This window comes from Methylomarinovum tepidoasis, assembly GCF_030294985.1.
Lineage (GTDB): Bacteria > Pseudomonadota > Gammaproteobacteria > Methylococcales > Methylothermaceae > Methylohalobius > Methylohalobius tepidoasis.
On the sequence record NZ_AP024718.1, the window covers coordinates 729825 to 755356 of the forward strand.

Annotated in this window: 26 protein-coding genes, 2 tRNA genes and 1 other RNA gene; 12 read left to right on the forward strand and 17 right to left on the reverse strand. The window is 63.6% G+C overall.

All coding sequences use genetic code 11. The features are described from left to right. Positions 1 to 89 precede the first annotated feature (89 nt). From MIN45_RS03590 to sbcB, 6 genes are all read right to left on the reverse strand, one after another. Positions 90 to 165 (reverse strand) — tRNA-Thr (locus MIN45_RS03590). A 44-nt stretch (positions 166 to 209) separates the two neighbouring features. Beyond that, the gene (locus MIN45_RS03595; RefSeq protein ID WP_286293428.1) at positions 210 to 506 is read right to left on the reverse strand and encodes a hypothetical protein; all 297 of its coding nucleotides are present in this window, start codon (positions 504 to 506) and stop codon (positions 210 to 212) included. A gap of 2 nt (positions 507 to 508) precedes the next feature. Beyond that, positions 509 to 841, reverse strand: a complete 333-nt coding sequence (locus tag MIN45_RS03600) for a YqcC family protein (protein WP_286293429.1) — start codon at positions 839 to 841, stop codon at positions 509 to 511. After that, positions 838 to 1800, reverse strand: coding sequence for a YVTN family beta-propeller repeat protein (locus MIN45_RS03605; protein WP_286293430.1), 963 nt, complete (start codon positions 1798 to 1800; stop codon positions 838 to 840). The genes MIN45_RS03600 and MIN45_RS03605 overlap by 4 nt, the downstream gene beginning before the upstream one ends. 6 nt (positions 1801 to 1806) lie before the next feature. Further along, complete coding sequence (locus MIN45_RS03610) at positions 1807 to 2394, reverse strand: SRPBCC family protein (RefSeq protein ID WP_286293431.1); 588 nt, start codon at positions 2392 to 2394, stop codon at positions 1807 to 1809. A 46-nt stretch (positions 2395 to 2440) separates the two neighbouring features. After that, the gene (gene sbcB, locus MIN45_RS03615) at positions 2441 to 3910 is read right to left on the reverse strand and encodes an exodeoxyribonuclease I (protein ID WP_286293433.1); all 1470 of its coding nucleotides are present in this window, start codon (positions 3908 to 3910) and stop codon (positions 2441 to 2443) included. A 64-nt stretch (positions 3911 to 3974) separates the two neighbouring features. Between sbcB and guaB the strand changes: the two genes are divergently transcribed. The 3 genes from guaB (at position 3975) to tadA (ending at position 7580) form a co-directional block, all read left to right on the forward strand. Continuing rightward, the gene (guaB, locus tag MIN45_RS03620; protein WP_286293435.1) at positions 3975 to 5444 is read left to right on the forward strand and encodes an IMP dehydrogenase; all 1470 of its coding nucleotides are present in this window, start codon (positions 3975 to 3977) and stop codon (positions 5442 to 5444) included. 2 nt (positions 5445 to 5446) lie between these two features. Further along, positions 5447 to 7018 (forward strand): glutamine-hydrolyzing GMP synthase, encoded by a 1572-nt coding sequence (gene guaA / locus MIN45_RS03625; RefSeq protein ID WP_286293437.1) that lies wholly within the window; start codon positions 5447 to 5449, stop codon positions 7016 to 7018. Between the two features lie 100 nt (positions 7019 to 7118). Next, positions 7119 to 7580 carry a tRNA adenosine(34) deaminase TadA gene (tadA, locus tag MIN45_RS03630; RefSeq protein ID WP_286293439.1) on the forward strand — a complete coding sequence of 154 codons (462 nt, stop codon included), beginning with the start codon at positions 7119 to 7121 and terminating at the stop codon, positions 7578 to 7580. Here the strand turns inward: tadA and mltF are convergent. The 4 genes from mltF to hemB are packed head-to-tail and all read right to left on the reverse strand — an operon-like array spanning position 7495 to position 11388. After that, positions 7495 to 8970, reverse strand: a complete 1476-nt coding sequence (mltF, locus tag MIN45_RS03635) for a membrane-bound lytic murein transglycosylase MltF (RefSeq protein ID WP_286293440.1) — start codon at positions 8968 to 8970, stop codon at positions 7495 to 7497. The two genes, tadA and mltF, sit on opposite strands and share 86 nt — an antisense overlap. Then, entirely contained in the window at positions 8967 to 9788 is an 822-nt protein-coding gene (aroE, locus tag MIN45_RS03640) for a shikimate dehydrogenase (protein WP_286293441.1), read from the reverse strand. The genes mltF and aroE overlap by 4 nt, the downstream gene beginning before the upstream one ends. Then, the gene (locus tag MIN45_RS03645) at positions 9781 to 10353 is read right to left on the reverse strand and encodes a hypothetical protein (protein ID WP_286293442.1); all 573 of its coding nucleotides are present in this window, start codon (positions 10351 to 10353) and stop codon (positions 9781 to 9783) included. The genes aroE and MIN45_RS03645 overlap by 8 nt, the downstream gene beginning before the upstream one ends. 3 nt (positions 10354 to 10356) lie before the next feature. Next, positions 10357 to 11388 (reverse strand): porphobilinogen synthase, encoded by a 1032-nt coding sequence (gene hemB / locus MIN45_RS03650; protein ID WP_286293443.1) that lies wholly within the window; start codon positions 11386 to 11388, stop codon positions 10357 to 10359. A 95-nt stretch (positions 11389 to 11483) separates the two neighbouring features. On the opposite strand from hemB, the gene MIN45_RS03655 reads away from it, so the two are divergent. Continuing rightward, positions 11484 to 12167: an MlaC/ttg2D family ABC transporter substrate-binding protein gene (locus MIN45_RS03655; RefSeq protein ID WP_286293444.1), complete on the forward strand. Its 684-nt coding sequence runs from the start codon at positions 11484 to 11486 to the stop codon at positions 12165 to 12167. Here the strand turns inward: MIN45_RS03655 and hemF are convergent. Continuing rightward, on the reverse strand, positions 12135 to 13052 hold the full coding sequence (hemF, locus tag MIN45_RS03660) for an oxygen-dependent coproporphyrinogen oxidase (protein ID WP_286293445.1): 918 nt from the start codon (positions 13050 to 13052) through the stop codon (positions 12135 to 12137). The genes MIN45_RS03655 and hemF overlap by 33 nt on opposite strands. A gap of 49 nt (positions 13053 to 13101) precedes the next feature. On the opposite strand from hemF, the gene cmoA reads away from it, so the two are divergent. From cmoA to rpiA, 4 genes are all read left to right on the forward strand, one after another. Beyond that, on the forward strand, positions 13102 to 13887 hold the full coding sequence (cmoA, locus tag MIN45_RS03665; RefSeq protein ID WP_286293446.1) for a carboxy-S-adenosyl-L-methionine synthase CmoA: 786 nt from the start codon (positions 13102 to 13104) through the stop codon (positions 13885 to 13887). A gap of 178 nt (positions 13888 to 14065) precedes the next feature. Next, positions 14066 to 14250, forward strand: a non-coding RNA gene (ssrS, locus tag MIN45_RS03670) — 6S RNA. A gap of 23 nt (positions 14251 to 14273) precedes the next feature. Beyond that, complete coding sequence (locus MIN45_RS03675; RefSeq protein ID WP_286293448.1) at positions 14274 to 14756, forward strand: EVE domain-containing protein; 483 nt, start codon at positions 14274 to 14276, stop codon at positions 14754 to 14756. 74 nt (positions 14757 to 14830) lie between these two features. Next, positions 14831 to 15493: a ribose-5-phosphate isomerase RpiA gene (gene rpiA / locus MIN45_RS03680; protein ID WP_286293449.1), complete on the forward strand. Its 663-nt coding sequence runs from the start codon at positions 14831 to 14833 to the stop codon at positions 15491 to 15493. A gap of 53 nt (positions 15494 to 15546) precedes the next feature. On the opposite strand, the gene MIN45_RS03685 is transcribed toward rpiA, so the two are convergent. Together MIN45_RS03685 and MIN45_RS03690 are read right to left on the reverse strand one after the other, a co-directional pair. Further along, positions 15547 to 18210 carry a UPF0182 family protein gene (locus MIN45_RS03685; RefSeq protein ID WP_286293450.1) on the reverse strand — a complete coding sequence of 888 codons (2664 nt, stop codon included), beginning with the start codon at positions 18208 to 18210 and terminating at the stop codon, positions 15547 to 15549. Positions 18211 to 18377: 167 nt separating this feature from the next. Then, the gene (locus MIN45_RS03690; RefSeq protein WP_286293451.1) at positions 18378 to 18839 is read right to left on the reverse strand and encodes an FKBP-type peptidyl-prolyl cis-trans isomerase; all 462 of its coding nucleotides are present in this window, start codon (positions 18837 to 18839) and stop codon (positions 18378 to 18380) included. A 157-nt stretch (positions 18840 to 18996) separates the two neighbouring features. On the opposite strand from MIN45_RS03690, the gene rpsT reads away from it, so the two are divergent. Continuing rightward, on the forward strand, positions 18997 to 19275 hold the full coding sequence (rpsT, locus tag MIN45_RS03695; protein WP_286293452.1) for a 30S ribosomal protein S20: 279 nt from the start codon (positions 18997 to 18999) through the stop codon (positions 19273 to 19275). Positions 19276 to 19336: 61 nt separating this feature from the next. Here the strand turns inward: rpsT and proB are convergent, their stop codons facing one another. The 4 genes from proB to rplU form a co-directional block, all read right to left on the reverse strand. Next, entirely contained in the window at positions 19337 to 20461 is a 1125-nt protein-coding gene (gene proB / locus MIN45_RS03700) for a glutamate 5-kinase (protein WP_286293453.1), read from the reverse strand. After that, positions 20427 to 21467: an Obg family GTPase CgtA gene (cgtA, locus tag MIN45_RS03705; protein WP_286293454.1), complete on the reverse strand. Its 1041-nt coding sequence runs from the start codon at positions 21465 to 21467 to the stop codon at positions 20427 to 20429. The genes proB and cgtA overlap by 35 nt, the downstream gene beginning before the upstream one ends. 66 nt (positions 21468 to 21533) lie before the next feature. Continuing rightward, on the reverse strand, positions 21534 to 21791 hold the full coding sequence (rpmA, locus tag MIN45_RS03710) for a 50S ribosomal protein L27 (RefSeq protein WP_286293456.1): 258 nt from the start codon (positions 21789 to 21791) through the stop codon (positions 21534 to 21536). An 18-nt stretch (positions 21792 to 21809) separates the two neighbouring features. Then, positions 21810 to 22118 carry a 50S ribosomal protein L21 gene (gene rplU / locus MIN45_RS03715; RefSeq protein ID WP_286293457.1) on the reverse strand — a complete coding sequence of 103 codons (309 nt, stop codon included), beginning with the start codon at positions 22116 to 22118 and terminating at the stop codon, positions 21810 to 21812. A gap of 145 nt (positions 22119 to 22263) precedes the next feature. Between rplU and ispB the strand changes: the two genes are divergently transcribed. From ispB to MIN45_RS03730, 3 genes are all read left to right on the forward strand, one after another. Continuing rightward, the gene (ispB, locus tag MIN45_RS03720; protein ID WP_286293458.1) at positions 22264 to 23274 is read left to right on the forward strand and encodes an octaprenyl diphosphate synthase; all 1011 of its coding nucleotides are present in this window, start codon (positions 22264 to 22266) and stop codon (positions 23272 to 23274) included. Between the two features lie 13 nt (positions 23275 to 23287). After that, a tRNA-Pro gene (locus tag MIN45_RS03725) sits at positions 23288 to 23364 on the forward strand. Positions 23365 to 23442: 78 nt separating this feature from the next. Continuing rightward, positions 23443 to 25518 (forward strand): TonB-dependent receptor, encoded by a 2076-nt coding sequence (locus MIN45_RS03730; protein ID WP_286293459.1) that lies wholly within the window; start codon positions 23443 to 23445, stop codon positions 25516 to 25518. Positions 25519 to 25532 lie beyond the last annotated feature (14 nt).

The window sequence follows — 25532 nt, forward strand, 5'->3', positions numbered from 1 at the left end:
ATATGCGGGCCGGGAGGGTGGATTGCAAGGGCAGGTGGGCAAGCAAAAAGGCCGGCATACAGCCGACCTTTTAATTTTTCGGGGAGGATTGGAGCCGGTGAGCGGAATCGAACCGCTGACCTACTGATTACGAATCAGTTGCTCTACCGACTGAGCTACACCGGCTGCGAAGAAATGGGAATTATACGACCAAACGATGCAAATTTGAATCAGTCGGCAGACTCCTCTTCCAGCCAGGATTGCAGGGCCTTGACGATGTTTTTGGCCTGATCACGGCTGGAGATGTTGAACTTGGAACGCTGCTGGTACTGGCCGTCGCGCTTCTGGTAGCGGCGAATGGTGTATTTTTCCGGACCGTATTCGCCTTTACGGGCGTCCCATTCCTGATAGCGGAACAGGATGGTGGTCCAGGCGCCCTTGGAGAGGATGACCTTGTCCAGTTCCTTGACGGTCTGGAGGTCACCTTCGTAATAGTTGACGGTCAGCTCTTCGGGTTTTTCGGCCATGCTCAGTCCTGGGTCAGTAATTCGTCGAAGTCGCGCAGCAGGCGGAGGAGGCGTTTGCTTTCGATCCCGGAGCCGGCGAACCACTCCTCGGCCATGGGGGCGATGCCGCATTGGCCGGGCAGCGGGCCGCCGGCTTCGATCAGGGGTTTCATGCGCTCCAGAAACACGAACTGCAGCCACTGGGGAAAGGATAACGTATCGCAACAAAAGGGCAACGGACTGGCGAGCGCCTCGTCGCTGGGACGCGCCTCTTCCCACAGTCCCAGACGGCGCAGCTCCGCCTCCAGTTCCAGCAGCAGATCGGCGGCGCGGTCGATACGCTCGGGATCGCTCATGGGCCGATGAAGTTGCCGAAGCCCCGACTGCCTTCGCCTGTCGGGATGGTCTTCAAGGGCTTCAGGTCATGCATGTCGAGGACCGACACTGAATTGCTGAACCAGTTGACCACATACACCCGCCGGTCGTCCGGATGGGTATCGATGCCTTCCGGGTATTCTCCCACCGCCAGGGTGTCGATGATCTTGAGGGCGTCGGCGTCGATGACCGACACGGTGTCGTCGTACTGATTGGTCACCACCACCCGGCTGCCGCCCTGGGCCAGGGTGATGGCGTAGGGACGGTCCCCCACCTTGACGGTGGCGACGGGTTTGAGGGTTTCGGCATCGAGCACGCTGACATCGTTGCTGATCACGTTGGCGGTATAGAGACGGCCGCGTTTCTCGTCGAGGGCGATGCCGAAGGGATGGGAGCCCACCTTGCCGGTGGCGAGGGTTTTGAAGGCCCGGGTGTCGACCAGCGCGACCGCATCGTCATCGCGATTGGCGACATAGAGGCGTTTGCCGTCGCGGCTCACCGCCATGCCGGCCGGGGACTTGCCCACCGCCACCTTGGCGATGACCTTGCGCCGATCGAGATCGATGACGCTGACGCGGTGCTCGTACCAGTCGGCCACGTAACCGCGCCGGCCTGCCGCATCCACGGCCACCCCGACCGGCCCTTCCCCCACCGGGATCGCATCCAGCACTTCCAGGCGCTCGCCGTCGATCACGGTCACGTCCCGGCTCTGCGGATTGGTGATCAGCACCCGGCGGCCGTCGCGGCTGACCGCAACGCCGGCCGGCTTTTTCCCCACCTTGAGGGTCTTGACGACCCAATCGGTGGCGGTGTCGATCACCGAGACGCTGTCGGCGCCCTGGTTGGTGATGAAGGCGTAGGGCTTGGCGCTGGCGGCACCAAAAAAGAAGGCGGCTGACGCCGCCAAAATCAGGGTGGATAGCAATGGAGAACGGAGCATATCGCGTTACTGGCTTTCGGCGATCTGTTTCAGATGATCGAGTCCCTGGCGGTAGAATTCGGTCACGGCCTTGATGGCGGCTTCCTCGTTCATCTCCGGCGGCGGGTTGTTGTTCATGTAGGCACGGTAGAAGGCGCCGCGCCAGACGACTTTGGTCTTGCCGTTGGCCTCTTTGACCTCGAAGATGCTGGAATAGTTCGCCACCGGAATGACCGGCACCTTCACCTCGGCACCGGACCAGGTAATGGTCTTGGCGGTGCTGATTTCCTCGTCCGGGGTGCAGCCGCAGAAGGTCTTGTACATCCGCTTCTTGGGATCGTACTTCTTCAGCTCCTCGACGATCCAGCCGCCACCCGCCAAAGTCACTTTGCGCTTGGCGCCCTTCTTGGTGCCGTCGCCTTCCAGGGTGCAGGACTTGACCTGCGGGTGCCATTTCTCGATGCTGCAGAAATCCTTGACGATCTCCCAGACCTTGGCCGCCGGGGCGTCGATCACGACCTCTTCGGCCACTTTCTGCCGGCTCGGACCGTGGGCCTCGGCGCTGACGGCCCATACCAGGGCCAGCAGGGAAAACAGGGGGATGAGTTTACGCATCAGCTCCTCCAACGATGGGGTTGCAAGGTTCGACCAAAATCATAAATCATGACAGCGTTTTCTCCAGAAGGCAACGGCCGGCAACCGGGAGAATTTCCCGGGCGTATTCCTCTAGCGCCTCCAGTATTGCCGCATCGCCCTGAACCGCCTCTGAACGCAAACGCGCCAGTTCCCGCCAGAAATCCTCCCACACGATCGAGGCCCCCCGTTCCGGGCACGTCAGGCGCTCGATACGGAAGCGTTCCCAACGCGCCCGCTCCTCGGCCGACAGGGTTTCGGGCCAGTTGCGGGCCCGGAACCGGAACAGCAGCTCCGGCAGGCGGGGATCGTCGAAATCCGCTTCGAAATGACGCAACCGCTCAGGGTCGAGGCGATGCACCTGGGCCATCAGCGCCCGGTCCCTGGCGCTGAAGAAGCCGCCGCGGTAGAGCGCCAGTTCCGGGTCCAAGGGCGCCTCTTCCGCCTCGGGCCATTGCAGCAATTCCGGCAGCACCGTCTCGACCGCCCGCCGGTGCCGGCGCAACCAGGCCAGATGGCGCTCGCAGGCGGCCAGATCGATTCCCAGGCGCTCGGCGTCTTGCGAACGCAGCGCGTTAGGCGGCGCCAGTACCGGGCAGCGGTTCAGGCGAACGGTCTTGAGCGCCGGCCGGGTCTCGTCCTCTGCCAGTTCCCTCGAGGGCGTGTAAAGCAGCCGCCGCAGCTGTTCTGTCTCCAGCTCCAGCAGCATGGCCGGATCGACGCTCAGGTCCCAGACCGCCACCCCGTTGGGATTGCCCGGGTCCCACCCCACGGGGGCGACCAGCGCCAGGCAGCCGCGGCGGGCGGGGTACTTCTCCGACACGTGCAGCAACGGTTTCAGCGTCTCCAGATCGATCAGCCGCCGCAGCGCGTCCTTGCGGCGATGGTCGAAGCAATAGGCATAGAGCCTGGGTTGGCGCGCACGGACCAGCCGCGCCAGGGCGATGGTGGCACGCACGTCGGCCAGGGCGTCGTGGGCTTCTGCATGGGCGATGCCGTTGGCGGCGGTCAGGCGCTCGAGGCGGAAGCTGGGCGCCCCGTCCTCGCGCTCGGGCCAGACGATCCCTTCCGGGCGCAGGGCATAGGTGAGGCGGACCACGTCGATCAGATCCCAGCGGGAGTTGCCGCCCCGCCATTCCCGGGCATAGGGATCGTAGAGATTGCGGTAGAGGGTGTGGCGGGTGACCTCGTCGTCGAAGCGGATGTTGTTGTAACCGGCCACGCAGGTTTCCGGCCGGGAGAACTCGGCGTTGATGCGGGCGATGAATTCGTCCTCGCACACGCCTTTCTCCCACGCCAGCTGCGGGGTGATGCCGGTCACCAGACAGGCGGCCGGCTGGGGCAGGAAATCGGGGGCCGGGCGACAGTACAGCACCAGCGGCTCGCCGACGGGGTCGAGATCCTCGTCGGTGCGGATACCGGCGAACTGGGCCGGGCGGTCGCGCACCGGATCGGCGCCGAAGGTCTCGTAGTCGTACCAGTACAGGCTCGGGGGCATGACGCGGGATACAGGTAAATTCAAGGTATAATAACGCAATTTACTCAGCGATCACGGTAGCACCATGCGCATTCTGGAAGAGGCCATCACCTTCGATGACGTTCTCCTGGTCCCCGCCCATTCCACGGTTCTGCCCAAAGAGGCGGATCTCCGCACCCGGCTGACGCGGGAAATCACCCTCAACATCCCCCTGGTGTCGGCGGCGATGGACACGGTCACCGAAGCCCGTCTGGCCATCACCCTGGCCCAGGAAGGCGGCATCGGCATCATCCACAAGAACATGACGGCCGAGCGCCAGGCCCAGGAAGTGGCCAAGGTGAAGAAATACGAAAGCGGGGTCATCAAGGAACCGATCACCGTCACCCCCGACACCACCATCGGCGAAGTCATCCGTCTGACGCGGGAGAAAAACATCTCCGGCGTGCCGGTGGTGGAAAACGGCAACCGGCTGGTGGGCATCGTCACCAACCGTGACCTGCGCTTCGAAACCCGTTTCGACGCCCCGGTGTCGGCGGTCATGACTCCCAGGGAGCGGTTGGTGACGGTCAAGGAAGGGGCGCCCAAGGAGGAGATCGTCCGCCTGCTGCACCAGCACCGGATCGAGAAGATCCTGGTGGTGGACGACGACTTCCACCTGCGCGGCTTGATCACCGTCAAGGACATCCAGAAGGCCAAGGACTATCCCAACGCCTGCAAGGACGAGCAGGAACGCCTGCGGGTCGGCGCGGCGGTCGGCGTCGGGGCCGGCACCGACGAGCGGGTCGCCGCCCTGGTGGAAGCCGGCGTGGACGTGATCGTGGTCGATACCGCCCACGGCCATTCCCAGGGGGTGATCGACCGGGTCCGCTGGATCAAGCGTCACTACCCCGACATCCAGGTGATCGGCGGCAACATCGCCACCGGCGAGGCGGCCGTGGCCCTGCTGGAAGCGGGCGCCGACGCGGTCAAGGTCGGCATCGGCCCGGGCTCCATCTGCACCACCCGGGTGGTAGCCGGCGTCGGCGTGCCCCAGATCACCGCGGTCGCCAACGTCGCCCAGGCATTGAAGGACACGGGGCTGCCGCTGATCGCCGACGGCGGCATCCGCTATTCCGGCGACGTGGCCAAGGCCCTGGCCGCCGGGGCCCACAGCGTCATGCTCGGCAGCCTGTTCGCCGGCACCGAGGAAGCCCCCGGCGAGGTGGAACTGTACCAGGGCCGCTCCTACAAAACCTACCGCGGCATGGGCTCTCTGGGTGCCATGTCCCAGCAGCAGGGCTCCAGCGACCGTTACTTCCAGGAGGATACCGACGCCATTGAGAAGCTGGTGCCAGAGGGCATCGAGGGCCGGGTGCCCTACAAGGGCAGCGTGGTGGCCATCATCCATCAGCTCCTCGGCGGTATCCGCGCCAGCATGGGCTACACCGGCTGCCGCACCATCGCCGAACTGCACGAGAAAGCCCGGTTCGTGCGCATCACCGGCGCCGGCGTACGGGAAAGCCACGTCCACGACGTGGCCATCGTCAAGGAAGCTCCCAACTACCGTCTGGACTGAGCATGGACATTCACGCCCACAAGATCCTGATCCTCGACTTCGGCTCCCAGTACACCCAGCTCATCGGTCGGCGCGTGCGCGAGCTGGGGGTGTACTGCGAGATCCATCCTTTCGACTGGACCGAAGCGCAGATCCGCAACTTCTCCCCCCGCGGCATCATTCTCTCCGGCGGGCCCCGAACCGTGACCGCCGACTTCACCCCCCGCGCCCCCCAGGTGGCGTTCGAGCTGGGAGTGCCGGTGCTGGGAATCTGCTACGGCATGCAGACCATGGCGGCCCAGCTGGGCGGCAGAGTGGAACCGGCGTTGAAGCGCGAGTTCGGCTACGCCCAGGTCAAGATCCGGGGCCATTCGCGCCTGCTCGAAGGCATCGAGGATCACACCACCCCGGACGGCGAGGCCCTGCTCGACGTGTGGATGAGCCACGGCGACCGGGTGGTGGAAGTGCCGCCCGGCTTCAAGGTCATCTGCCTGACCGAGGACGCCCCCATCGCCGGCATGGCCGACGAGGCACGGCGGTTTTACGGCCTTCAGTTCCATCCCGAAGTCACCCACACCCGGCAGGGCCAGCGCATCCTGGGCCGTTTCGTCCACGACATCTGCGGCTGCGAGCCGGTCTGGACCCCTGAAAACATCATCGAGGAAAGCGTCCGCAACATCCGCCGGCAGGTGGGCAAGGACAAAGTGCTGCTGGCCCTGTCCGGCGGAGTGGACTCGTCGGTGGTCGCCGCCCTCATGCACAAGGCCATCGGCGATCAGCTCACCTGCGTGTTCGTGGACACCGGCCTGCTGCGGCTCCACGAGGGCGACCAGGTCATGGCCACCCTGGCCCGACACATGGGGGTCAAGGTCATCCGCGTCAATGCCGCCGAACGCTATTTCGACGCTCTGAAAGGCGTCACCGATCCGGAAGAGAAGCGCCGCATCATCGGCCACCTGTTCATCGAGATCTTCGAGGAGGAGGCCAAAAAGCTCGAGGACGTCAAATGGCTGGCCCAGGGCACCATCTATCCGGACGTGATCGAGTCGGCGGCGGCCAGAACTGCCAAGGCGTCGCTGATCAAGTCCCACCACAACGTCGCCGGCCTGCCGGAAACCATGCGGCTCAAGCTCATCGAGCCGCTGCGCGAACTGTTCAAGGACGAAGTGCGCAAGATTGGCCTGGAGCTGGGGCTGCCCTATGAGATGGTCTACCGCCACCCCTTCCCCGGCCCCGGCCTGGGGGTACGCATCCTGGGCGAGGTGAAGCCGGAATACGCCGAGATCCTGCGCCTGGCCGACGACATCTTCATCTCCGAGCTGCGCAAGCACGAACTCTACGACCAGGTCAGCCAGGCGTTCGCCGTGTTCCTGCCGATCAAGTCCGTCGGCGTGATGGGGGACGAGCGCAGCTACGACTACGTCATCGCCCTGCGGGCGGTGGAAACCACCGACTTCATGACTGCCCGCTGGGCCCAACTGCCCTACGAATTCCTCGACACCGTCTCCCGCCGCATCATCAACGAGGTCAAGGGGATCTCGCGGGTGGTGTACGACGTCTCCGGCAAACCACCAGCGACCATCGAGTGGGAGTGAAAGGCTTTCACGAGGACAGGGATTCGGTTGCGGAACGTACTCGGCCCGGCCGGCCGAGTCCCGAGCCTCCAGGGAAGGATTCACGGCGTTTCCGCACCCGATGACCCCCGTCACTCCCCGCGACGAGATGTGGATGCGCCGGGCCCTGGAGCTGGCCCGCCGGGCCGAAAGCGAGGGGGAGGTGCCCATCGGGGCGGTGCTGGTGAAACACGACCGTATCGTCGCCGAGGGCTGGAACCGCCCCATCGCCGCCTGCGATCCCACCGCCCACGCCGAAATCGAAGCCCTGCGCGCCGGCGGCCGGGCGCTCGGCAACTACCGCCTGCCCCGCACCACCCTCTACGTCACCCTCGAACCCTGCGTCATGTGCATGGGCGCCATCGTCCACGCCCGTATCCAACGCCTGGTCTTCGGCGCCGCCGACCCAAAACGCGGCGCGGCCGGCAGCGTGCTGTCCCTGCACCAGGCCGACTTCCTCAACCACCGGGTGACGGTGACGGCGGGGGTGCTGGCCGAGGAATGCGCGGCACCGCTGCGAACGTTCTTCGCCGCCCGGCGCTGAGCGCCGGATTGTCGAGCGGCAGCAACAGGTCGTAATAGTTGCGGATGTTCTCCACGTAGCGCACCGGCTCCCAGCCACGGGCATAGCCGCGTTTGACCCGGCTGTACCAGCGTTTCTGCGCCAGCTTCGGCAGGTATTTCTTCACATCCATCCAGCGGTCCGGATCTTCCCCCGCCCGCTGGGTCAGGATGCGGGCGTCTTCCAGATGGCCGAAACCGACGTTGTAGGCCGCCAGGGTGAACCAGGTGCGATCGGGCTCGGGAATGCGCGCGGGGATCTTGGCCTTCAGGCGGTTGAGGTAACGGGCCGCCCCGAAAATGCTTTCCTTGGGGTCCCGGCGATCGCGGATCCCCAACTGGCGGGCGGTGTCCCGGGTCAGCATCATCAGGCCCTCCACCCCGGTCGGGGAACGGGCGTCGGCGTTCCAGTGGGATTCCTGATAGGCGATGGCGGCCAGTAGGCGCCAGTCCCAGCCGTATTTTTCTCCCGCCGCCTGGAACCAGGGCAGATATTGGCTCAAACGCTGGCGCACGTGGCGCTGGAAGGTGCAGACGTCCACGAATTCCAGGGCATCGACGTGACCGTAGTACTGTTCCTGCAGCGATTCCAGAGTCCGGTCGCGGCGGGCCTGGGCGAGAAAACGGTTGGCCGCCTGCCGCAGGGTATCGTCCCCCTCGGGGCTGAAAACCCAGGCCAGAGGCTCCGCCCCGGTCAGATCGAAGCCCACCTGTAGACTGGGATAGAAACGCTGCAGCACCCGGAACTGGTTGGAATCCATCACCGTGTAATCGGTCAGGCCGACATCGACCCGACGCAGGAGTTCCTCGCTGGTCGCGTCGGTTTCGCGCCAGCGCAGCGCACGGTGGGCCCGGCGCAGGCGCGCAAGACGAAAGGCATGGCTGGAACCGAGCATGACCTCGATGAAACGGTCTTCGAGATCGGCGACCCGGCGCGGCCTGGGAGCGGCGCCCCGACGGTAGATCACCTGCTCGGTGACGTACTGGTAAGGCTCGGAAAAACGCAGGTAACGGCGCCGCACCTCGGTCACCGTCAGGCCGGCGGCGGCCATGTCCGCCTTGCCGGCCAGCATGGCGGCCAACAGCTCGGCCACCGAGTCGGCGGCCACGAACGCCACCTCGACTCCGAGCCACTGACCAAAACGGCGCACGAGATCGTATTCGAAACCGGCGAACCCCCCATTGGCGAGGGGATAGTAAGTGGTCGCGCCGTAAACCGTGAGCACCCGCAGCCTACCTTCATGGCGGATACGCTCCAGCCGGGAGCCGGGCTCGATGAAAACGGCTGAGGTGCGGCGCAAGTACCATTGCAGCAGTGCCACGGCGACCGCCGCCAGCGCCAGCAGGAGCAAAAACAGCCGCCGCAGCCTCACCGGCGCAGGCAGGCGATGACCGGTGCCGTTTGCGGCCTGACCCCGCGCCAGATGCGGAAGGCTTCCGCCGCCTGCTCCACCAGCATTCCCAGGCCGTCGACGCTGAGACCGGCGCCGTGATCGAGGCCCCAGCGCACGAACGCCGTCGGGACATCGGCGTACATCAAATCGTAGCAGACCGCCCCGGGCGCCAGCAGGTCATCCGGCAACGGCGGCAATGCCCCCTGCAGGCTGGCGGAAGTGGCGTTGATCACCACATCGAAGCGGCGTCCCGCCAGTGCGGCAAAGCCACACGCCGCCACCTGTCCCAGGGCGGCAAAGCGCCGCGCCAATTCCTCGGCCCGGGAAACGGTACGGTTGGCGATGACGATCTCCCCCGGTCGCTCGGCCAGCAGCGGCCCCAGAACGCCCCGGGCCGATCCTCCCGCCCCCAGCAGCAGCACCCGTTTTCCGGTCAGCGCCACTTCCAGGTTCACGGTCAGATCGCGCACCAGACCGACGCCGTCGGTATTGTCGCCATGCAGGATATCGTCCCGGTCCCACCACAGGGTGTTCACCGCCCCGCTCAGGCGGGCCCGCTCGGTGAGCACCTGTGCCGCCTCGAAGGCCTGCTCCTTCAAGGGAACCGTGCAGTTGAGCCCGGCGCCGCCGCCGGCGCGGAAGGTCCGCAGCGCAGTGGCGAAGCATTCCGGCGGCACGTCCTGGGCGGTGTAGACGAGCGCCTCGCCGGTCTGTTCGGCGAAAAGCCGGTGGATCTGGGGCGATTTGCTGTGGCCGATGGGATGGCCGAAGACAGCGTAACGGTCCGGTTCAGGCATGTTCGCTCAGACGGCACGCCTCCCGACGGCCGCGCACAATGGTATAAATGATGAACAGTACCGCCAAACCGACCACGAGGGGTAGAAATGGTTCCACCAGCGCGATCAGCATCGCGGAAACGCCCAGGAAAACCCCGGTGAGGCTGAAGCGCCAGCCGATGCGGATGCCGTCGAGGAAGGTGGCCAACCCCAGAATCAGCAGCATCACCAGGGCGGCGGCCTCCTCGTTCAGCACCCGGGCGAAGTGCAGCACGAAGACGCCGATCACGGTACACAGCGCCCCGCCCCAGTGCAGCGCCTGAATCTTGAGCAAGGCACCGATGGGATAACCGTGCACTTCACCTTTGACCCGCGCCTGGGCCCATCCGGCGACGATCGCCGCCAGCCCGAACAGCGGAATCATCGTCAGCCAGTAGAGATAGGCATCCTGGGGGGAGAAGTCGGTGATCACCGCCCCGCCGACCGACAGCAGCAGCATGACGATCAGCACCGCCTCATCGAGCCAGACCACCACCTTACGCGGCGCCTCGGTTTCCAGCGGTCGTTCTTGTTCTTCGTCGCTCATCGGTCACTCCCAAATGCTTTCCGCCAGCGGATCTTCCCGCAGCCAGGCCGCTACGTCCCTGGCATAATACGTCAGAATGCCGTCAGCCCCGGCGCGCTTGAAGGCCAGCAGGGATTCGAGCACGGTCTTGCGTTCGTCGAGCCAGCCGTTTCGGCCCGCCGCCTTGAGCATGGCGTATTCGCCGCTGACCTGATAGGCGAAGGTCGGCACCCTGAAGGTCTCCTTCACCCGCCGGACCACGTCCAGATAGGGCAAGCCCGGCTTGACCATCACCATGTCGGCGCCCTCCTCCAGATCCAGCGCCACCTCGCGCAGGGCCTCGTCGCCGTTGGCCGGATCCATCTGGTAGGTGAACTTGTTGGCGCCGCCCAGGTTGGCCGCCGAACCCACCGCATCGCGGAACGGCCCGTAGAAGTGGGAGGCGTACTTGGCCGAATAGGCCAGAATCCGGGTCAGGGGAAAGCCGTTTTCCTCCAGGGCGGTACGGATGGCGCCGATACGGCCGTCCATCATGTCCGAAGGGGCGACGACATCGGCCCCGGCCTCGGCGTGGGACAGGGCCTGACGCACCAGCACGGCGACGGTTTCGTCGTTGAGCACGTAACCGGAGGCGTCGATCAGGCCGTCCTGACCGTGGGAAGTGAAGGGATCGAGGGCGACGTCGGTGATGATCCCCAGTTCCGGCAGGGCCCGTTTCAGGGCGCGCACGCTGCGCTGCACCAGACCGTCGGGATTCCAAGCCTCGCGAGCGTCGTCGGACTTCTTTTCCGCCGGCACCACCGGAAACAGGGCGATGGCCGGCACCTTCAGGGCCGCCAGCGCCTCGGCCTCCCGCAGCAGCTGGTCGAGGCTGAGGCGCTCGACCCCGGGCATGGAGGGGACCGGCTCGCGGACGCTCTCACCCTCGCACACGAACACCGGCCAGATCAGGTCGGCGGCGGTCAGCAGGTGCTCGCGCATCAGCCGGCGGCTGAACGCGTCGCGGCGCATACGCCGGGGACGATGGCTGGGATAACGTAGGCTATATTTATCCATGGTCGATCCGATTGCGGTGTTGGTGCTAGTTTATCCCGGTCGCCGCGGTTATGATAAGCAAAATCTCTCACGATATGGACCTTTGGGAGCGTTCGATGCAAAAGTTGACGATCACGAAAACCTGGCTCGCCTGGCTGCTCGCTCTGGCAGGGCTGATGATCATGGCAGAGCCGATCCAGGCGGAAGACGACCTGCTGCCCCCCCAGCAACTGATCAAAGAGGTTTCCGACCAGATCCAGCGCGAGCTGCGCCGGATCGACTACAAGGTGGACTTCAAGAAGGCGGTGGAGATCGTCGACAAGTACATCGAACCCCACGTCGATTTCGACCGCTTCGCCGCCCTGGTGCTGGGCAAATACTGGCGCACCGCCACCCCGGAGCAGCGTGCGCGCTTCAAGCAGGAATTCAAGACCATGCTGATCCGCACCTACGCCACCGCCTACGGGGAATACGCCGACTGGGAGATCCGCTTCAAACCGATCCGCGACTGGAATCCGAAGAAAAAGAAGGTGGTGGTGCAGACCGAGTTCGTCCAGCCCGGCAAACAGCCGGCGCAGGTCGCCTTCCGCATGATCCGCAAGGGCGACGAATGGAAGGCCTATGACGTCATCATCGAGGGGGTGGACCTGGTGAAGAACTACCGCACCACCTTCACCGAGGAAATCGCCCAGACCGGCTCCCTCGACGCCCTCATCGAGCGCCTGGCGCAGCGCAACCGCGAGGCGCTCGAGAAGGGCCCCGAAGCCTCAGCCCTCGTCAAGCCAGTCGCGGGGGCGTAGGTAGTCGTACAGCTCGGCTTCCTTCGATCCTTCCGGCGGGCGCCAGTTGTAGCCCCATTTGGCGACCGGCGGCAGCGACATGAGGATGGATTCGGTGCGCCCCCCCGATTGCAGGCCGAAGATCGTACCGCGGTCGTAGATCAGGTTGAATTCCACGTAGCGGCCGCGCCGATAAGCCTGAAACTCCCGCTCCCGTTCTCCGTAGGGCAGATCCTTGCGGCGTTCGACGATGGGCAGATAGGCGGGGATGTAGCGGTCTCCCACCGCGCGCAGAAACGCGAAACAGCGTTCGAACCCCCACTCGTTGAGATCGTCGAAGAACAGGCCGCCGACCCCGCGGGTCTCGCCGCGATGCTTGAGGTAGAAATATTCGTCGCACCAGCGCTTGAAACGCGGATAGACGTCGGCGCCGAAAGGTTCGCAGGCTTCCCGGGCCACTTGGTGCCAGTGGATCACGTCCTCCCGGAAGGGATAATAGGGAGTCAGGTCGAAACCGCCGCCGAACCACCACACCGGCTCGGCTCCGTCCTTCTCGGCAAGAAAGAAGCGTACGTTGGCGTGGGAGGTGGGCACGTAGGGATTGCACGGATGGATCACCAACGACACCCCCACCGCCTGGAAACGCCGCCCGGCCAGCTCGGGACGATGGGCGGTGGCCGCCGCCGGCAACCGCTCCCCCACGACATGGGAGAAATTGACCCCGCCTTTCTCGAAGGTTTCGCCGTCGGCGATCACCCGGGTCCGGCCGCCCCCTTCGCCGTGTTCGTACTCCCAGCGGTCCTCCTGGAAACGGGCGACCGGTTCGGCGCTTTCCAGGCTATGGCAGATGGTGTCCTGAAGCTGCAGCAGATACGCTTTGACCGCTGCCAGATCGACTTGACTCATGCGTCCTCCCTATTGACTGAATGACATCGGCAGCCGCTAGATTAGCACAATGTCTTCCCGGGATTTTGACCTGAACCAAACCCGCGACCGTCTGTTCGCCGACCCTCAGACCCCGGTCGCCGCCTTCCGCTTCGACGACCGGGTCGCCAGAGTCTTCGACGACATGATCGAGCGCTCGGTGCCCGGTTACCGCACCATCGTCACCGCCATCGGCCTGCTCGGCGAACGCCTGGCCCGTCCCCACAGCCGCTGCTACGATCTGGGATGCTCCCTGGGGGCGGTGAGCCTGGCGCTGGCGCAGCGGATCCAACTCCCCGGCTGTGAGATCATCGCCGTCGACAACGCCTGGCCGATGCTGGCGCAGATGCGCCGGCGCCTCGCCGCGCTGGAGCCGCTGCCGACGCCCGTCCGCCCCGTCTGCGCCGATCTGGCCGACGTTCGCATCGACAACGCCTCCCTGGTGGTGCTCAACTTCACGCTGCAATTCGTACCCTTGCCGCAGCGGGCCGACCTGATCGCACGCATTCATCAGGGGCTGGTTCCCGGCGGCGTGCTGATCCTGTCGGAGAAGATCGCCCTCGAAGATCCCCGCCAGCAGGCCCTGTTCACCGAGCTGCATCACGCCTTCAAGCGCGCCCAGGGTTACAGCGGCCTGGAGATCGCCCGCAAGCGGGCGGCCCTGGAGAACGTGCTGGTCCCCGAACCGCTCGCCGTCCACCGCCACCGCATCGAGCAGGCTGGATTCACCAGCGTCGAGGTGTGGTTCCAGTACTTCAACTTCCTGTCGCTGATCGCGATCAAGGCCCCGGCATCGACAGGGCAATCGCATGAATGAATACTCAAAGAAATCATGGGGCTACAAGGCTAACAAGCGCACCGTAGGCCGGATAAGTGCAGCGATCCGGCACGATGCCTCCTCCAGGCTACGAACCTGAACCGGATCGTCACCCGAATTCTGCAAGAAGACGCATCCTGAGCCCCCGTTTCGCCATCTTGGTGTACAATTAAACCAGTATCCCCTGCAGCGTGCGAAACGTCCCGGGGTTACCTCTTGAGCCTAATTCCAAACCCTGGGAGCGGGTGCCTGGCGATGGTGTGCATGTCCGCCATGTGCGGGAAGCCTGATTCGCCACCGAAGCTCCCACTTGAACCGACCGGTTCAAGAGCAAAGGGACGTTACGGCGCAGGCGGGGGATACATTCCTTTCCCATCCGCGCCTTCATGAGCCGATCCACCCGCCGTTACTGGCTGCTGAAATCAGAACCGACCACCTTCGGTATCGATGACCTGGCCGCCTGCCCGGACCAGACCACCCATTGGGACGGGGTTCGCAACTACCAGGCCCGCAATTTTCTTCGTGACCGGATGCAAGGGGGCGATCAGGCCTTCTTCTATCATTCCAACTGCAAGGAGCCAGGCATCGTCGGCACCGTGGAAATCGTCCGTGCCGGCTACCCCGATCACACCGCCTTCGACCCGGACAGCTCCTATTACGATCCTAAAAGCACGCCGGAAAATCCGCGCTGGTTCATGGTGGACGTGCGCCTGACGGAACGTTTCCCCCACACCCTCACCCTAGCGGAAATCAAACGCCACGGCGACCGCCTGGAGGGGTTGGCGCTGCTCCGCCGCGGCAATCGCCTTTCGGTGATGCCGGTGGCGCCGGCGCATTGGCGGTTTCTGCTGGAACTGGCCCGCCGCTAACCTCCGTTGCCAAGCAGCGGCCATGGCCGCTATCATCGTCGGTTCCAAATTCCGAAACACCTAAGGAGATGTCCATGAGCTCTGCCGACGACCTCAAACGCAAAGCCGCCGAAGCCGCCCTCGAATACGTGCGCGGCATCCCCATCCTCGGCATCGGCACCGGTTCCACCGTCAACCATTTCATCGATCTGCTCGCCGATTTCAGGCACGAAATCGAGGGCGCCGTCTCCAGTTCCGAGGCCAGCACCGAACGTCTGAAGAAGCTGGGCATCCCGGTCCTCGACCTCAATGCCGTCGGCGACCTGGAGGTCTATGTGGACGGCGCTGACGAAATCAATCCCCATCTGCAGCTGATCAAGGGCGGTGGCGGCGCCCTGACCCGGGAGAAGATCATCGCCGCCGCCAGCCGCAAGTTCGTCTGCATCGCCGACGAGGGCAAATATGTGGACGTGCTCGGCCGCTTCCCGTTGCCCATCGAAGTGATCCCGATGGCCCGCAGCTACGTCTCCCGGCAGATGGTCAAACTCGGCGGCCAGCCGCAGTGGCGTGAAGGCTACGTTACCGACAACGGCGGCCAGATCATCGATGTCCACAATCTGGAGATCCTCAAACCCATCGAGCTGGAACAGAACATCAACAACATTCCCGGGGTGGTCACCGTCGGCATCTTCGCCCTGCGGCCGGCGGACGTGGTCCTGCTCGGCACCCCCGAAGGCGTCAAGACCCTGAGCCGTTAGACCTTCTCGTGTCAGCTCCCATCAAAAAGCCCGCTATGCGGGCTTTTTGCATTTCAGGGGACGACGGCTTCCCGCGCGGGTTCCGGCAGCGGTAGCGCCGGTGCTCCCGGATTGACGCCCTCCAGGGTCTGCCCGCGCAGTTCCAGCTCCCGCACTGTCTTGGCGAGCAACTCCTGACGCAACCTGTCGAACGCTTCTTTGAGGGAACGCTCCATCACCACCACGTTGCCCATGGAGACGATGATCCGGGTCAGCTGCGGAATGCGGGTCTCGCCGGCGGCGATCAGATAGACCGGCTGCACGTACAGCACCGAGTGCCCCACCGGCAGGACGATGATACGGCCGCGCTTGACCTGAGAGCCCTGTTGGTTCCACAAGGTGAAGGCGGCGGAGATTTCCGGGTCCTGGTCGATGAGGGCGTCGATCTGGGCCGGTCCGTCCACCTGCACTTCCTTCTTGAACTGGTAGACCACCAGCTCGGGCACGTAGGGCCCTTCGGTCAGATCGCGGACCCCGGCGATCGCCAGCGCCCGCAGATTGTCGCGGCCGATCGGGGTCAGGGGACTGATCTGTACGAAGGGTTGCAGATGCGGATGGGATTTCTCCACCAGCTGGACCGTCAGGTAGTAGGGCAGCTTGGGCACGTCCTTGACTTTGGCGAAGTCCCAGGTGTCGGCCTGCTGGAAGAACAGCTCCGGCTCCCGCTGATGGTACTTGGCGTAGATCTGCATCTGGATGCGGAAGAAGTCGCGCGGGTAGCGCAGCTGGGTCTGAATCACGTGGGGCATGGCGCCGATGGGCTTGAACACCCCCGGAAAGGCGCGGGCATAGGCGCGGATGATGGGATCTTCCGGATCGGCGACGTAGAAATCCACGTGGCCGTCGTAGGCATCGATGACGATCTTGACCGAATTGCGGATGTAGTTGATCTCCCGTTCCAGACCCTCCAGGGTGGTAGGCTTGGAGATCGGATACCAGTCGGAAATGGTGTAGGCGTCGATGAGCCAGTAGAGACGGTCATCGGTGACGATCACGTAAGGATCGCTGTCGATCATCAGGTAGGGCGTCAGCTCGCGAATCCGCTCGATGATATTCCGACGGATGCGCAGGCGACTTTCTTCGTCGATGTTGATGGAGAAGAAGATCTTGGGATCCTGGAAATAGACCGCGGCGATCAGCTTGCGGAACAGAGATTTGATTTCGACCCCGCCACCGCCGTGGTATTTCTGCGGCGTCGCCTTGGTTCCCGGCAGCTCGGCGATTTCCAGCTCGTTGGGAACGATGGCGTAGGTCAGATTCTCCTGACCGTAGTAGATGTCGGGGGTGTCGATCTTGAAGCCGACCGGCGAATACAGGGTCAGGTCACGGATGAACCATTCCATCGGCCGGTCGCCTTCCTGGGCCGCCGGGGTCATCACTACCCCGTAGCCATGGGTGTAGCGCAAGTGCACGTTCTCCCAGTTTTCCACCACCGAGGCCGGCAGCTTGCTCAGGTTCAGCTCCCGGGCCGCCAGGTTGACCTGCTGCACCCGGCCGTGGATGGTGTAGCGGGCCACGTCCACCGGCGAGAAGCGGTAATAGGGCCGCAGCCCCTGGAGCTGCTGATAGACGTCGTAGAGGAAATTCTCGTCCCAGACCGGGATGTTGTTGATGTAGCTGGCGACGTCTTCGCCGATGTCGGTTTCCGGCCGCCGGCTGACCTCGAAGTCCACTGCCGTCGCCTTGTCCAGGCGATAGGCCGCCAAGGTCGCTTCGATGTTGTTCTTCATGAAGCGGCCTTCGGTGGTCACCGGATTGGCCTTGACGATGTACTGGTTCAGCATTGCCGGGATCAGATCGACGTGACGCAAGCCGACAGCGGCGAGAAACACCACCGCACCGGTGATGCCAGCGATCAGATAGACGCTCCGGCGTAGGTTGACATAGAAGATGAAGGCCACCGCCGCGATCAGAAAAGCGAGCAGCGCCAGCCAGATCAACGGCAGATGGTAGTAAACCTCGACGAAACCGGGGCCGTAGAAGGTCGGCTCGTGATCATCCACGTAGAGAAGGGCGAAACGCTGGAGCATCAGCCCCCAGGCCAGCACCAACGCCGACAGAAAGGCGAGGATCGACAGATGGACCCGGACGCCGTCGGGGAATTCCTGCCGCTTGACCGGAATCACCCGGTTCTCCAGCCAGTAAAGGAATCCCACCCCCACGAACAGAATCAGGAAGGTGGCCAGCAGTCCCCGCTGCAGCATCAGAAAGATCGGCAGCCGGAACAGATAGAAGGAGACGTCGTTACCGTAAAGCGGATCGTCCACCCCGGCCCCGGGGCCGAAGAAGAACAGCAGTCCGGCTTCCCACTGCTGGTAGAAGGGGATCGCCAGAATGATCCCCATCACCAGCGACAAGGGCGTATAGACCTCCATCGCTCCGGTCTGGAACTTGTGGATCCAGCCGTTGGAAACCCGGCCGCGGGCGTTGCGCCCCAGATAACGGGAGGCGATCCAGAAATTGGTGAAAAAAAGGATGAAGAAAAACAGCGTCACTCCGCCCGCGAGGATGTAACGGTACAGCAGGCGCAGCCAGAAATAGCCGCCGAAGTTGAGGGACAGATACCACCACAGATCGATGAGAAAGTGGCTGAACAGAATCCCCAGCACCAACAGCAGCAGCGCCAGGAACAAAAGACCGCCGCCGGCGACGATCAACCCTCTCTTCCAGTTACCCATTCCCATAGATAGCCGCCCCTGTTGTCCTACGGCAAACGTTCAAAAAGGAATTAAGGGTAATACGTCAAGACAACGGAAACAAGGAGAAAGGCAGCGGGAGAGGGAAGGAGCGGGGCGGGGGGAGAACCCGCCCCGGACAATGACAATCCGATCGGTAGGTCAGCCGATCAGTGGACGTGACCGTGACTCTTTTCTTCCTCGGTGGCGTCGCGCACGTCGGTGATGTCCACGGAGAAGTGCAGGGTTTCCCCCGCCAGGGGATGATTGCCGTCGACGATGACTTCGTCGCCCTCGACCTTCACCACGGTGAGGATCTGCATGCCGGCCGGCGTCTGGGCCTGGAACTGCATGCCCGGCTTGATTTCGTCCACACCCTCGAAGGCGCTGCGCGGCACCGCCTGAACCAGGGCGTCGTTCCGCTCCCCATACGCTTCTTCCGGAGCGATGCTGACATCCACGTGTTCGCCGACGTCCTTGCCTTCGAGCGCTTTCTCCAGGCCGGGAATGATGTTGCCGACACCGTGGAGATAGGTCAGCGGCTCGCGGCCTTCGGAGCTGTCGATCACCTCACCGGCATCGTTTTTCAGCGTATAGTGGATGGAAACGACTTTGTTTTCAGAAACTTGCATGAAACGAACCTTATATGCACAATGGAAAGTAACCTCCCATCATACGCCGATGGGGAAAAAAACCAAGTCTTTTGTCATTTTCCTCCGTTTGACATCGCCCTTACGGCCCACGATAATATGAAGTTTCCTGAATCAACGGCAATCATAGGGGAGCGACTTGGCTAACATCGCATCTGCAAAAAAGCGCGCGCGCCAGAACCTGAAGCGCTACGCGCTCAACAAATCCCATCGCAGCCGCATGCGCACCTTCATCAAGAAGGTCATCAAGGCGGTCGAGGCCGGTGATCTGACTGCGGCCCAGGAAGCCTACCGCAAGGCGGTGCCGGTCATCGATTCGATGGTCAACAAGGGCATCATCCACAAGAACAACGCCGCTCGCAAGAAAAGCCGCCTCAACGCCCGCCTGAAGGCGCTGGCGCAGCAGGCTTCCGCCTAAGACCGAAACGGCAAAGATTTCAACCACCGCAGCGCCTGGCGCTGCGGTGGTTTCGTATTGTCTAGAGCAGCGCCAGATTGTCGCGGTGGATGAGCTCCGGCTCGTCCATGTAACCGAGCACCTCGGCGATGTGCCGGCTGGAGCGTCCCTGGATCCGACGCACCTCGTCGGCGGCATAATTGATCAATCCCCGGGCGATCTCCCGCCCCTCCGGATCGAGGCAGGCCACCACGTCACCGCGGCGGAAATCCCCTTCCACCCGCTTCACTCCGACCGGCAGCAGGCTTTTTCCCTGCGCCTGCAACGCCGTCACCGCGCCGGCATCCAGCCACAACTTACCCTTCAGCTGACGCTGCCCCACCAGCCAGCGCTTGCGGGCATCGAGCGGTTCGCGGTCGGGGATCAGGAAGGTGCCCAACGACTCCCCGGCCAACACCCGCTGTAGTACATTCGGCGTCTTGCCGTCGACGATCACCGTCGCCGTGCCGGAACGCGCCGCCAGGCGGGCGGCGCGGATTTTGGTGATCATCCCGCCGCGTCCCAGGCCGCTGTGGCTTTCCCCGGCCGCTCGGTCGAGCACCGGATCGTTGACCGAAGCCTCGGCGATCAGGCGGGCCTCCGGATCATCGCGGGGATCGCGGTCGAACAGCCCTGATTGGTCGGTGAGAATCACCAACAGCTCGGCCTCGATCAGATTGGCTACCAGGGCCGCCAAGGTGTCGTTGTCACCGAAGCGGATCTCGTCGATGACCACGGTGTCGTTCTCGTTGACGATGGGCACCACGCCGTATTCCAGCAGGGTGGTGAGGGTACTGCGGGCGTTGAGGTAACGCTGGCGGTGGCCGAGGTCCTCGTGGGTCAGCAGGATCTGGGCGCTGCGGCGGCCGTGGCGCTGGAACTGGGATTCGTAGGCCTGCACCAGTCCCGCCTGGCCCACGGCGGCGGCGGCCTGGAGCAGATTGAGCTGCTGTGGCCGGCGGCGCCAGCCCAGTCGCGCCACCCCCTCGGCCACCGCCCCGGAGGACACCAGCAGGGTTTGACGGCCCTCGTCCCAGAGGGCTGCGATCTGGTCGGCCCAATGGGTCAGGGCGGTGTGATCGAGCCCCTGACCGCCGGCGGTCAGTAGCGAGCTGCCGATCTTGACGATGATCTTATTGGCCCGACGAAACGCTTCGCGGCTGCGCATCGGCCTCTCCGAGAAAATTCATCACCGCCAGCACCAGTTCGCGGGTGCCGCGACCGTCAAGCGCGGAAACCGTGAACACCGGCCCCTCCCAGGCCAGCGCCTCGACCAGGGCGCGGCGGTGGGATTCGAGCGCGTCGGCCGGCACCAGATCGATCTTGTTGAGCACCAGCCAACGGGGCTTGTGCGCCAGTTCGTCGCTCCAGCGCCGGATTTCGGTTTCGATCTGGCGCACATCCCCGGCAGGATCGTGGCCGTCGAAGGGGGCGATGTCCACCACGTGGAGCAACAGCCGGGTCCGGCTCAGATGCTTGAGGAACTGGATCCCCAGACCTGCACCTTCGGCCGCCCCCTCGATGACGCCAGGGATGTCGGCGACCACGAAATGCCGCAGCGCATCGACCCTTACCACTCCCAGATTGGGATGGAGGGTGGTGAAGGGATAGTCGGCCACCTTGGGGCGGGCCGAGGAAATCCGGCGGATCAAGCTGGACTTGCCGGCGTTGGGCAGCCCCAGCAGCCCGACGTCGGCGAGCAGTTTCAGCTCCAGCTTCAGACGCCGCTGCTCCCCCGGCGTTCCCGGGGTGGACTGGCGCGGAGTGCGGTTGGTGCTGCTTTTGAAATGGACGTTGCCGAGCCCGCGGCGGCCGCCTCTGGCCACCAGCAGGGTCTGACCTGCCTCGGTGAGATCGCCGATGAGCTCGCCGGTGTCGGCGTCGTACACTAGGGTCCCCACCGGCACCGGAATACGGCAGTCCTCGCCGCGCTTGCCGGTCATCTGCCGTCCCATGCCGTTTTCGCCCCGACCGGCCCGGAACAGACGCTGGTGGCGGAAATCGACCAAAGTGTTGATGCTGTCACTGGCGACCAGGTACACGTCCCCCCCATCCCCGCCGTCGCCGCCGTCGGGGCCGCCTTTGGGGATGTACTTCTCGCGCCGGAAGCTGACGCAGCCGTTGCCGCCGTCGCCCGCTTCGACCTTGATTTCCGCTTCGTCGACAAATTTCATGGGTTCACCAAATAAAAAAGCCCCGTCGGTGACAGGGCCTTTGGGATTCGCTTGGGCGTGGCGCCGTCAGGCAGGCATGACGCTGACGAATTTGCGCTTCTTCGGCCCCTTGACCTGAAAGACCACTTTACCGTCCGTCAGCGCGAACAGGGTGTAATCCTTGCCCAAGCCGACGTTCTCACCCGGGTGGAAATGGGTACCGCGCTGGCGCACGATGATGTTGCCCGCTTTGACCTGCTGGCCGCCGAAACGTTTCACGCCGAGGCGCTTGGAAATCGAATCGCGGCCGTTGCGGCTGCTGCCGCCCGCTTTCTTGTGAGCCATGGTTGCCTCCGCTGAAAATCAAGAAATGTCGGTGATCTCGACTTCGGTATAATACTGCCGATGACCCTGGCGCTTCATGTGATGCTTGCGCCGCTTGAACTTGAGGATGTTGATCTTCTTGTGGCGACCGTGGGCGATCACCCGGGCGACCACTTTGCGGCCTTCTACGTAAGGTTTACCGGCCTCGATTTTGTCGTCCGAACGCAGCAGCAGAACCTTGTCGAATTCCACCGTGTCGCCTTCGGCTGCGTTGAGCTTTTCGACCTTGAGCTTGTCGCCGGTGCCGACTTTGTACTGTTTGCCGCCTGTTTTGATTACCGCGTACATGGCTATCTGCTCCCTTGGCAAGCCGTTGCAATCTTCCAACGTAAACTAGGAATTTTATAGCCGTGATTAAATTTGGTCAAGGGTAAAGTCCTGTTGTATTATTCCAGGACTCATCCGACCATCGCAGCACGGTTTTTCTTCCGCAATGACGGCCACGGTTTCCGAGAACACGTCCGCTTCCCCGCAGCAAACCTTCGAACAGGTCCGTGCCCTGGTCGCCGACCAGGTCGAGGCCGTCGACCGGCTGATTCTGGCGGAGCTCAGTTCGGACGTGGTGCTCATCAATCAGATCGGCCGTTACATCGTCAGCAGCGGCGGCAAGCGTCTGCGTCCGCTGCTGCATCTACTCGCGGCCAACGCGCTTGGCTACGAGGGGGATGACCACATCACCCTGGCGGCGGTCATCGAGTTCATCCATACCGCCACCCTGCTGCACGACGACGTGGTGGACGAATCCGAGCTGCGCCGCGGCCGCGACACCGCCAACGCGGTGTGGGGCAACGCCGCCAGCGTGCTGGTAGGCGACTATCTCTATTCCAGCGCTTTCGAAATGATGGTGCGGCTGCAGCGGATGCGGGTGATGGCGGTGATGTCGAAGACCACCACCGCCATCGCCGAGGGTGAGGTGCTGCAGCTGCTCAACGTCAACAATCCGGCCACCAGCGAGCAACGCTATCTGGAGGTGATCTGGCGCAAGACCGCCATTCTGTTCAGCGCCGCGGCCCAGCTGGCCGCGGTCATCGCCGGCAGCGACCCGGCCACCGAGGAGGCCCTGCGCCGCTACGGTATGCACCTGGGCGCGGCGTTCCAGCTCATCGACGACGCCCTCGATTACCGCGCCGATCCGGAGAGCCTGGGCAAGAACCTGGGTGACGATCTCGCCGAGGGCAAGCCGACCCTGCCATTGATCTACGCCATGCAGCAGGCTGGGGCGGACGATGCCGGCCTCATCCGTCGCAGCATCGAGGAGGGGAACCGCGATGCCTTCGCCGAAATCTACAAAATCGTTGAATCCACCGGCGCGATCGCGTACACTGAAAAACGTGCCAGAGACGAAGCGCGCAACGCGATCGAAGCGCTGGCACCCATCGCAGCTTCTCCCTTCAAGGAGGCGATGGTCGCCTTGGCCGAGTTTTCGGTGCAACGGTCTTACTGAATCCGACCAGATTCGGGGTGTAGCTCAGCTTGGTAGAGCGCCGTCTTCGGGAGGCGGAAGTCGCTGGTTCAAATCCAGTCACCCCGACCATCTCCTTCGCTTCAATCGCGGTTTCCCCGTTTGTTATAATCGCGGCTTTTGGTTTGATCACCAACCGGAGTCGCGCCCGTGATTACAAGAAATACAAGAAAAAGCTCGCTCCCCGCCCGGCTGCTTTCCTGCGCCGGTCTGCTGGCCCTTCCCCTCGCCCCGTCCGCCGATGAACTGCAGCTGGAAACCGTCGAGGTGGTCAGCCGCGCCAGCAACGTGCTGGGGATGACGTCTTCGGCTTCCCAAGGTTTCGTCGGCCGGCCGGAATTCGAATTCCGCCCCTGGATGCGGGTGGGCGAACTGGTGGAGGTGGTCCCCGGCATGGTGGCGACCCAGCACAGCGGCGAAGGCAAAGCCAACCAGTATTTCCTTCGTGGTTTCAACCTGGACCACGGCACCGATTTCGCCGGCTTTCTCGACGGTGCCCCCCTCAACCTGCCGACCCACGGACACGGGCAGGGGTGGCTGGATCTCAACTTCATGATCCCTGAGCTGATCGATTACATCGAATATGGCAAGGGGCCCTATTATTCCGAAATCGGCGACTTCGCCTCGGCCGGCTATGCCAAATTCCACACCGCCAACCGCTTGGAAAAAGGCTTCTTGAAACAGACCTTCGGCAGCGACAAATACTTCCGCACCGTGGTCGCCGACTCCATCGACATCGGCCAGGGCACACTGCTGGGAGCGACTGAAATCGGCTTCTTCGACGGTCCCTGGGACACGCCCATGGACATGCAGCGCTACAAGGGTTTTCTGAAATATTCCTGGGAAGGCATCGGCCGCGGCTTCGACATCAGCGCCAACGCCTACTTCAACGACTGGACCGCCACCGACCACATTCCCGAACGGGCGGTACAACAGGGTCTGATCTCCCGTCTGGGGACTATCGATCCCAGTGACGGTGCCCAGGTGCACCGCTTCGGCCTCACCCTCAACGGCTGGAACGATTCCCGCTGGGGGCAGACCCGCCTGACCCTGTATACCTATTATTCCGACCTGCGGATTTATTCCAATTTCACCTATTTTCTCGACGATCCGGTCAACGGCGACCAGATCTTCCAGAAGGACCGCCGTTTCGTCCTCGGCGGCAAGCTGAGCCATCACTGGCACTGGTTGTTCCACGGCATCGACGCCGGCTTCAAACTCGGCGCCCAGATACGCCAGGACTTCATCCCCAAAGTCGCCCTGTACCATACCCAGCGACGCCGCATCTTGGATCCGGTCCGTATCGACGAAGTCAGCGAAACCAACGTAGCCTTCTACCTGGAAAACAATACCCGCTGGCACGAGAAAGTCCGCACCATCGCCGGCCTGCGGGGCGACATTTTCCTGTTCGACGTCGAGGATCGCTTCATCGACGCCAACAGCGGCGACACATCCGACTACAAAATCAGTCCCAAGTTCGGCATCGTCCTTGGGCCGTGGTACGACACCGAACTGTATTTCAACTACGGTTTCGGCTTCCACAGCAACGACGCCCGCGGCACCGTCACCAAAATCGATCCCCGGAGCGGCAATCCGGTCAGGCCGGTCGATCCCATCGTCGGTTCGCGCGGCTTCGAGGTCGGTCTTCGCACCTACTGGATTCCCAACCTCAGCACCACTCTGGCGCTATGGCAGCTGCGGCTGGATTCGGAACTGGTGTTCGTGGGCGACGCCGGCACCACCGAGCCCAGTGGGGAGAGCAAGCGCTACGGCATCGAGCTGAGCAACACCTACAAGCCCCTCGACTGGCTCACCCTGGACTTCGACATGGCCCTGACCCGGGCCCGCTTCCTCAACGTCGGCAGCCATGCCAACAACGTCCCCAACTCCGTCGGCCGCGTCATCACCGGCGGCATCACCGTCGATCATCCCACCGGCGCCTTCGGTTCCATCCGGGTGCGCCACTTCGGCGCCATGCCGTTGGAAGAAACCGGCACCCACGATGCCGACAGTTCCACCATCGTCAACATGGGGGTCGGCTGGCGCTGGCGTGACCGGCTGCGGGTGTCCCTCGACATACTCAATCTCACCGACAGCGATGACTCCGAGATCCAGTACTACTACACGTCCCGTTTGCCCGGCGAACCCGCGCAGGGGGTAGAGGACTATCACTTCCATCCGTTCATGCCACGGCAGTTCCGCGGCACGGTGCAGTTGTTCTTCTGAGACGATGGATCGGA

Excerpts from the sequence above, each read along its gene's own strand:
- MIN45_RS03595 (WP_286293428.1), bottom strand. The coding sequence starts at position 506 with ATGGCCGAAAAACCCGAAGAGCTGACCGTCAACTATTACGAAGGTGAC.
- MIN45_RS03600 (WP_286293429.1), bottom strand. The coding sequence starts at position 841 with ATGAGCGATCCCGAGCGTATCGACCGCGCCGCCGATCTGCTGCTGGAA.
- MIN45_RS03605 (WP_286293430.1), bottom strand. The coding sequence starts at position 1,800 with ATGCTCCGTTCTCCATTGCTATCCACCCTGATTTTGGCGGCGTCAGCC.
- MIN45_RS03610 (WP_286293431.1), bottom strand. The coding sequence starts at position 2,394 with ATGCGTAAACTCATCCCCCTGTTTTCCCTGCTGGCCCTGGTATGGGCC.
- sbcB (WP_286293433.1), bottom strand. The coding sequence starts at position 3,910 with ATGCCCCCGAGCCTGTACTGGTACGACTACGAGACCTTCGGCGCCGAT.
- guaB (WP_286293435.1), top strand. The coding sequence starts at position 3,975 with ATGCGCATTCTGGAAGAGGCCATCACCTTCGATGACGTTCTCCTGGTC.
- guaA (WP_286293437.1), top strand. The coding sequence starts at position 5,447 with ATGGACATTCACGCCCACAAGATCCTGATCCTCGACTTCGGCTCCCAG.
- tadA (WP_286293439.1), top strand. The coding sequence starts at position 7,119 with ATGACCCCCGTCACTCCCCGCGACGAGATGTGGATGCGCCGGGCCCTG.
- aroE (WP_286293441.1), bottom strand. The coding sequence starts at position 9,788 with ATGCCTGAACCGGACCGTTACGCTGTCTTCGGCCATCCCATCGGCCAC.
- MIN45_RS03645 (WP_286293442.1), bottom strand. The coding sequence starts at position 10,353 with ATGAGCGACGAAGAACAAGAACGACCGCTGGAAACCGAGGCGCCGCGT.
- hemB (WP_286293443.1), bottom strand. The coding sequence starts at position 11,388 with ATGGATAAATATAGCCTACGTTATCCCAGCCATCGTCCCCGGCGTATG.
- MIN45_RS03655 (WP_286293444.1), top strand. The coding sequence starts at position 11,484 with ATGCAAAAGTTGACGATCACGAAAACCTGGCTCGCCTGGCTGCTCGCT.
- hemF (WP_286293445.1), bottom strand. The coding sequence starts at position 13,052 with ATGAGTCAAGTCGATCTGGCAGCGGTCAAAGCGTATCTGCTGCAGCTT.
- cmoA (WP_286293446.1), top strand. The coding sequence starts at position 13,102 with ATGTCTTCCCGGGATTTTGACCTGAACCAAACCCGCGACCGTCTGTTC.
- MIN45_RS03675 (WP_286293448.1), top strand. The coding sequence starts at position 14,274 with ATGAGCCGATCCACCCGCCGTTACTGGCTGCTGAAATCAGAACCGACC.
- rpiA (WP_286293449.1), top strand. The coding sequence starts at position 14,831 with ATGAGCTCTGCCGACGACCTCAAACGCAAAGCCGCCGAAGCCGCCCTC.
- MIN45_RS03685 (WP_286293450.1), bottom strand. The coding sequence starts at position 18,210 with ATGGGTAACTGGAAGAGAGGGTTGATCGTCGCCGGCGGCGGTCTTTTG.
- MIN45_RS03690 (WP_286293451.1), bottom strand. The coding sequence starts at position 18,839 with ATGCAAGTTTCTGAAAACAAAGTCGTTTCCATCCACTATACGCTGAAA.
- proB (WP_286293453.1), bottom strand. The coding sequence starts at position 20,461 with ATGCGCAGCCGCGAAGCGTTTCGTCGGGCCAATAAGATCATCGTCAAG.
- cgtA (WP_286293454.1), bottom strand. The coding sequence starts at position 21,467 with ATGAAATTTGTCGACGAAGCGGAAATCAAGGTCGAAGCGGGCGACGGC.
- rpmA (WP_286293456.1), bottom strand. The coding sequence starts at position 21,791 with ATGGCTCACAAGAAAGCGGGCGGCAGCAGCCGCAACGGCCGCGATTCG.
- rplU (WP_286293457.1), bottom strand. The coding sequence starts at position 22,118 with ATGTACGCGGTAATCAAAACAGGCGGCAAACAGTACAAAGTCGGCACC.
- ispB (WP_286293458.1), top strand. The coding sequence starts at position 22,264 with ATGACGGCCACGGTTTCCGAGAACACGTCCGCTTCCCCGCAGCAAACC.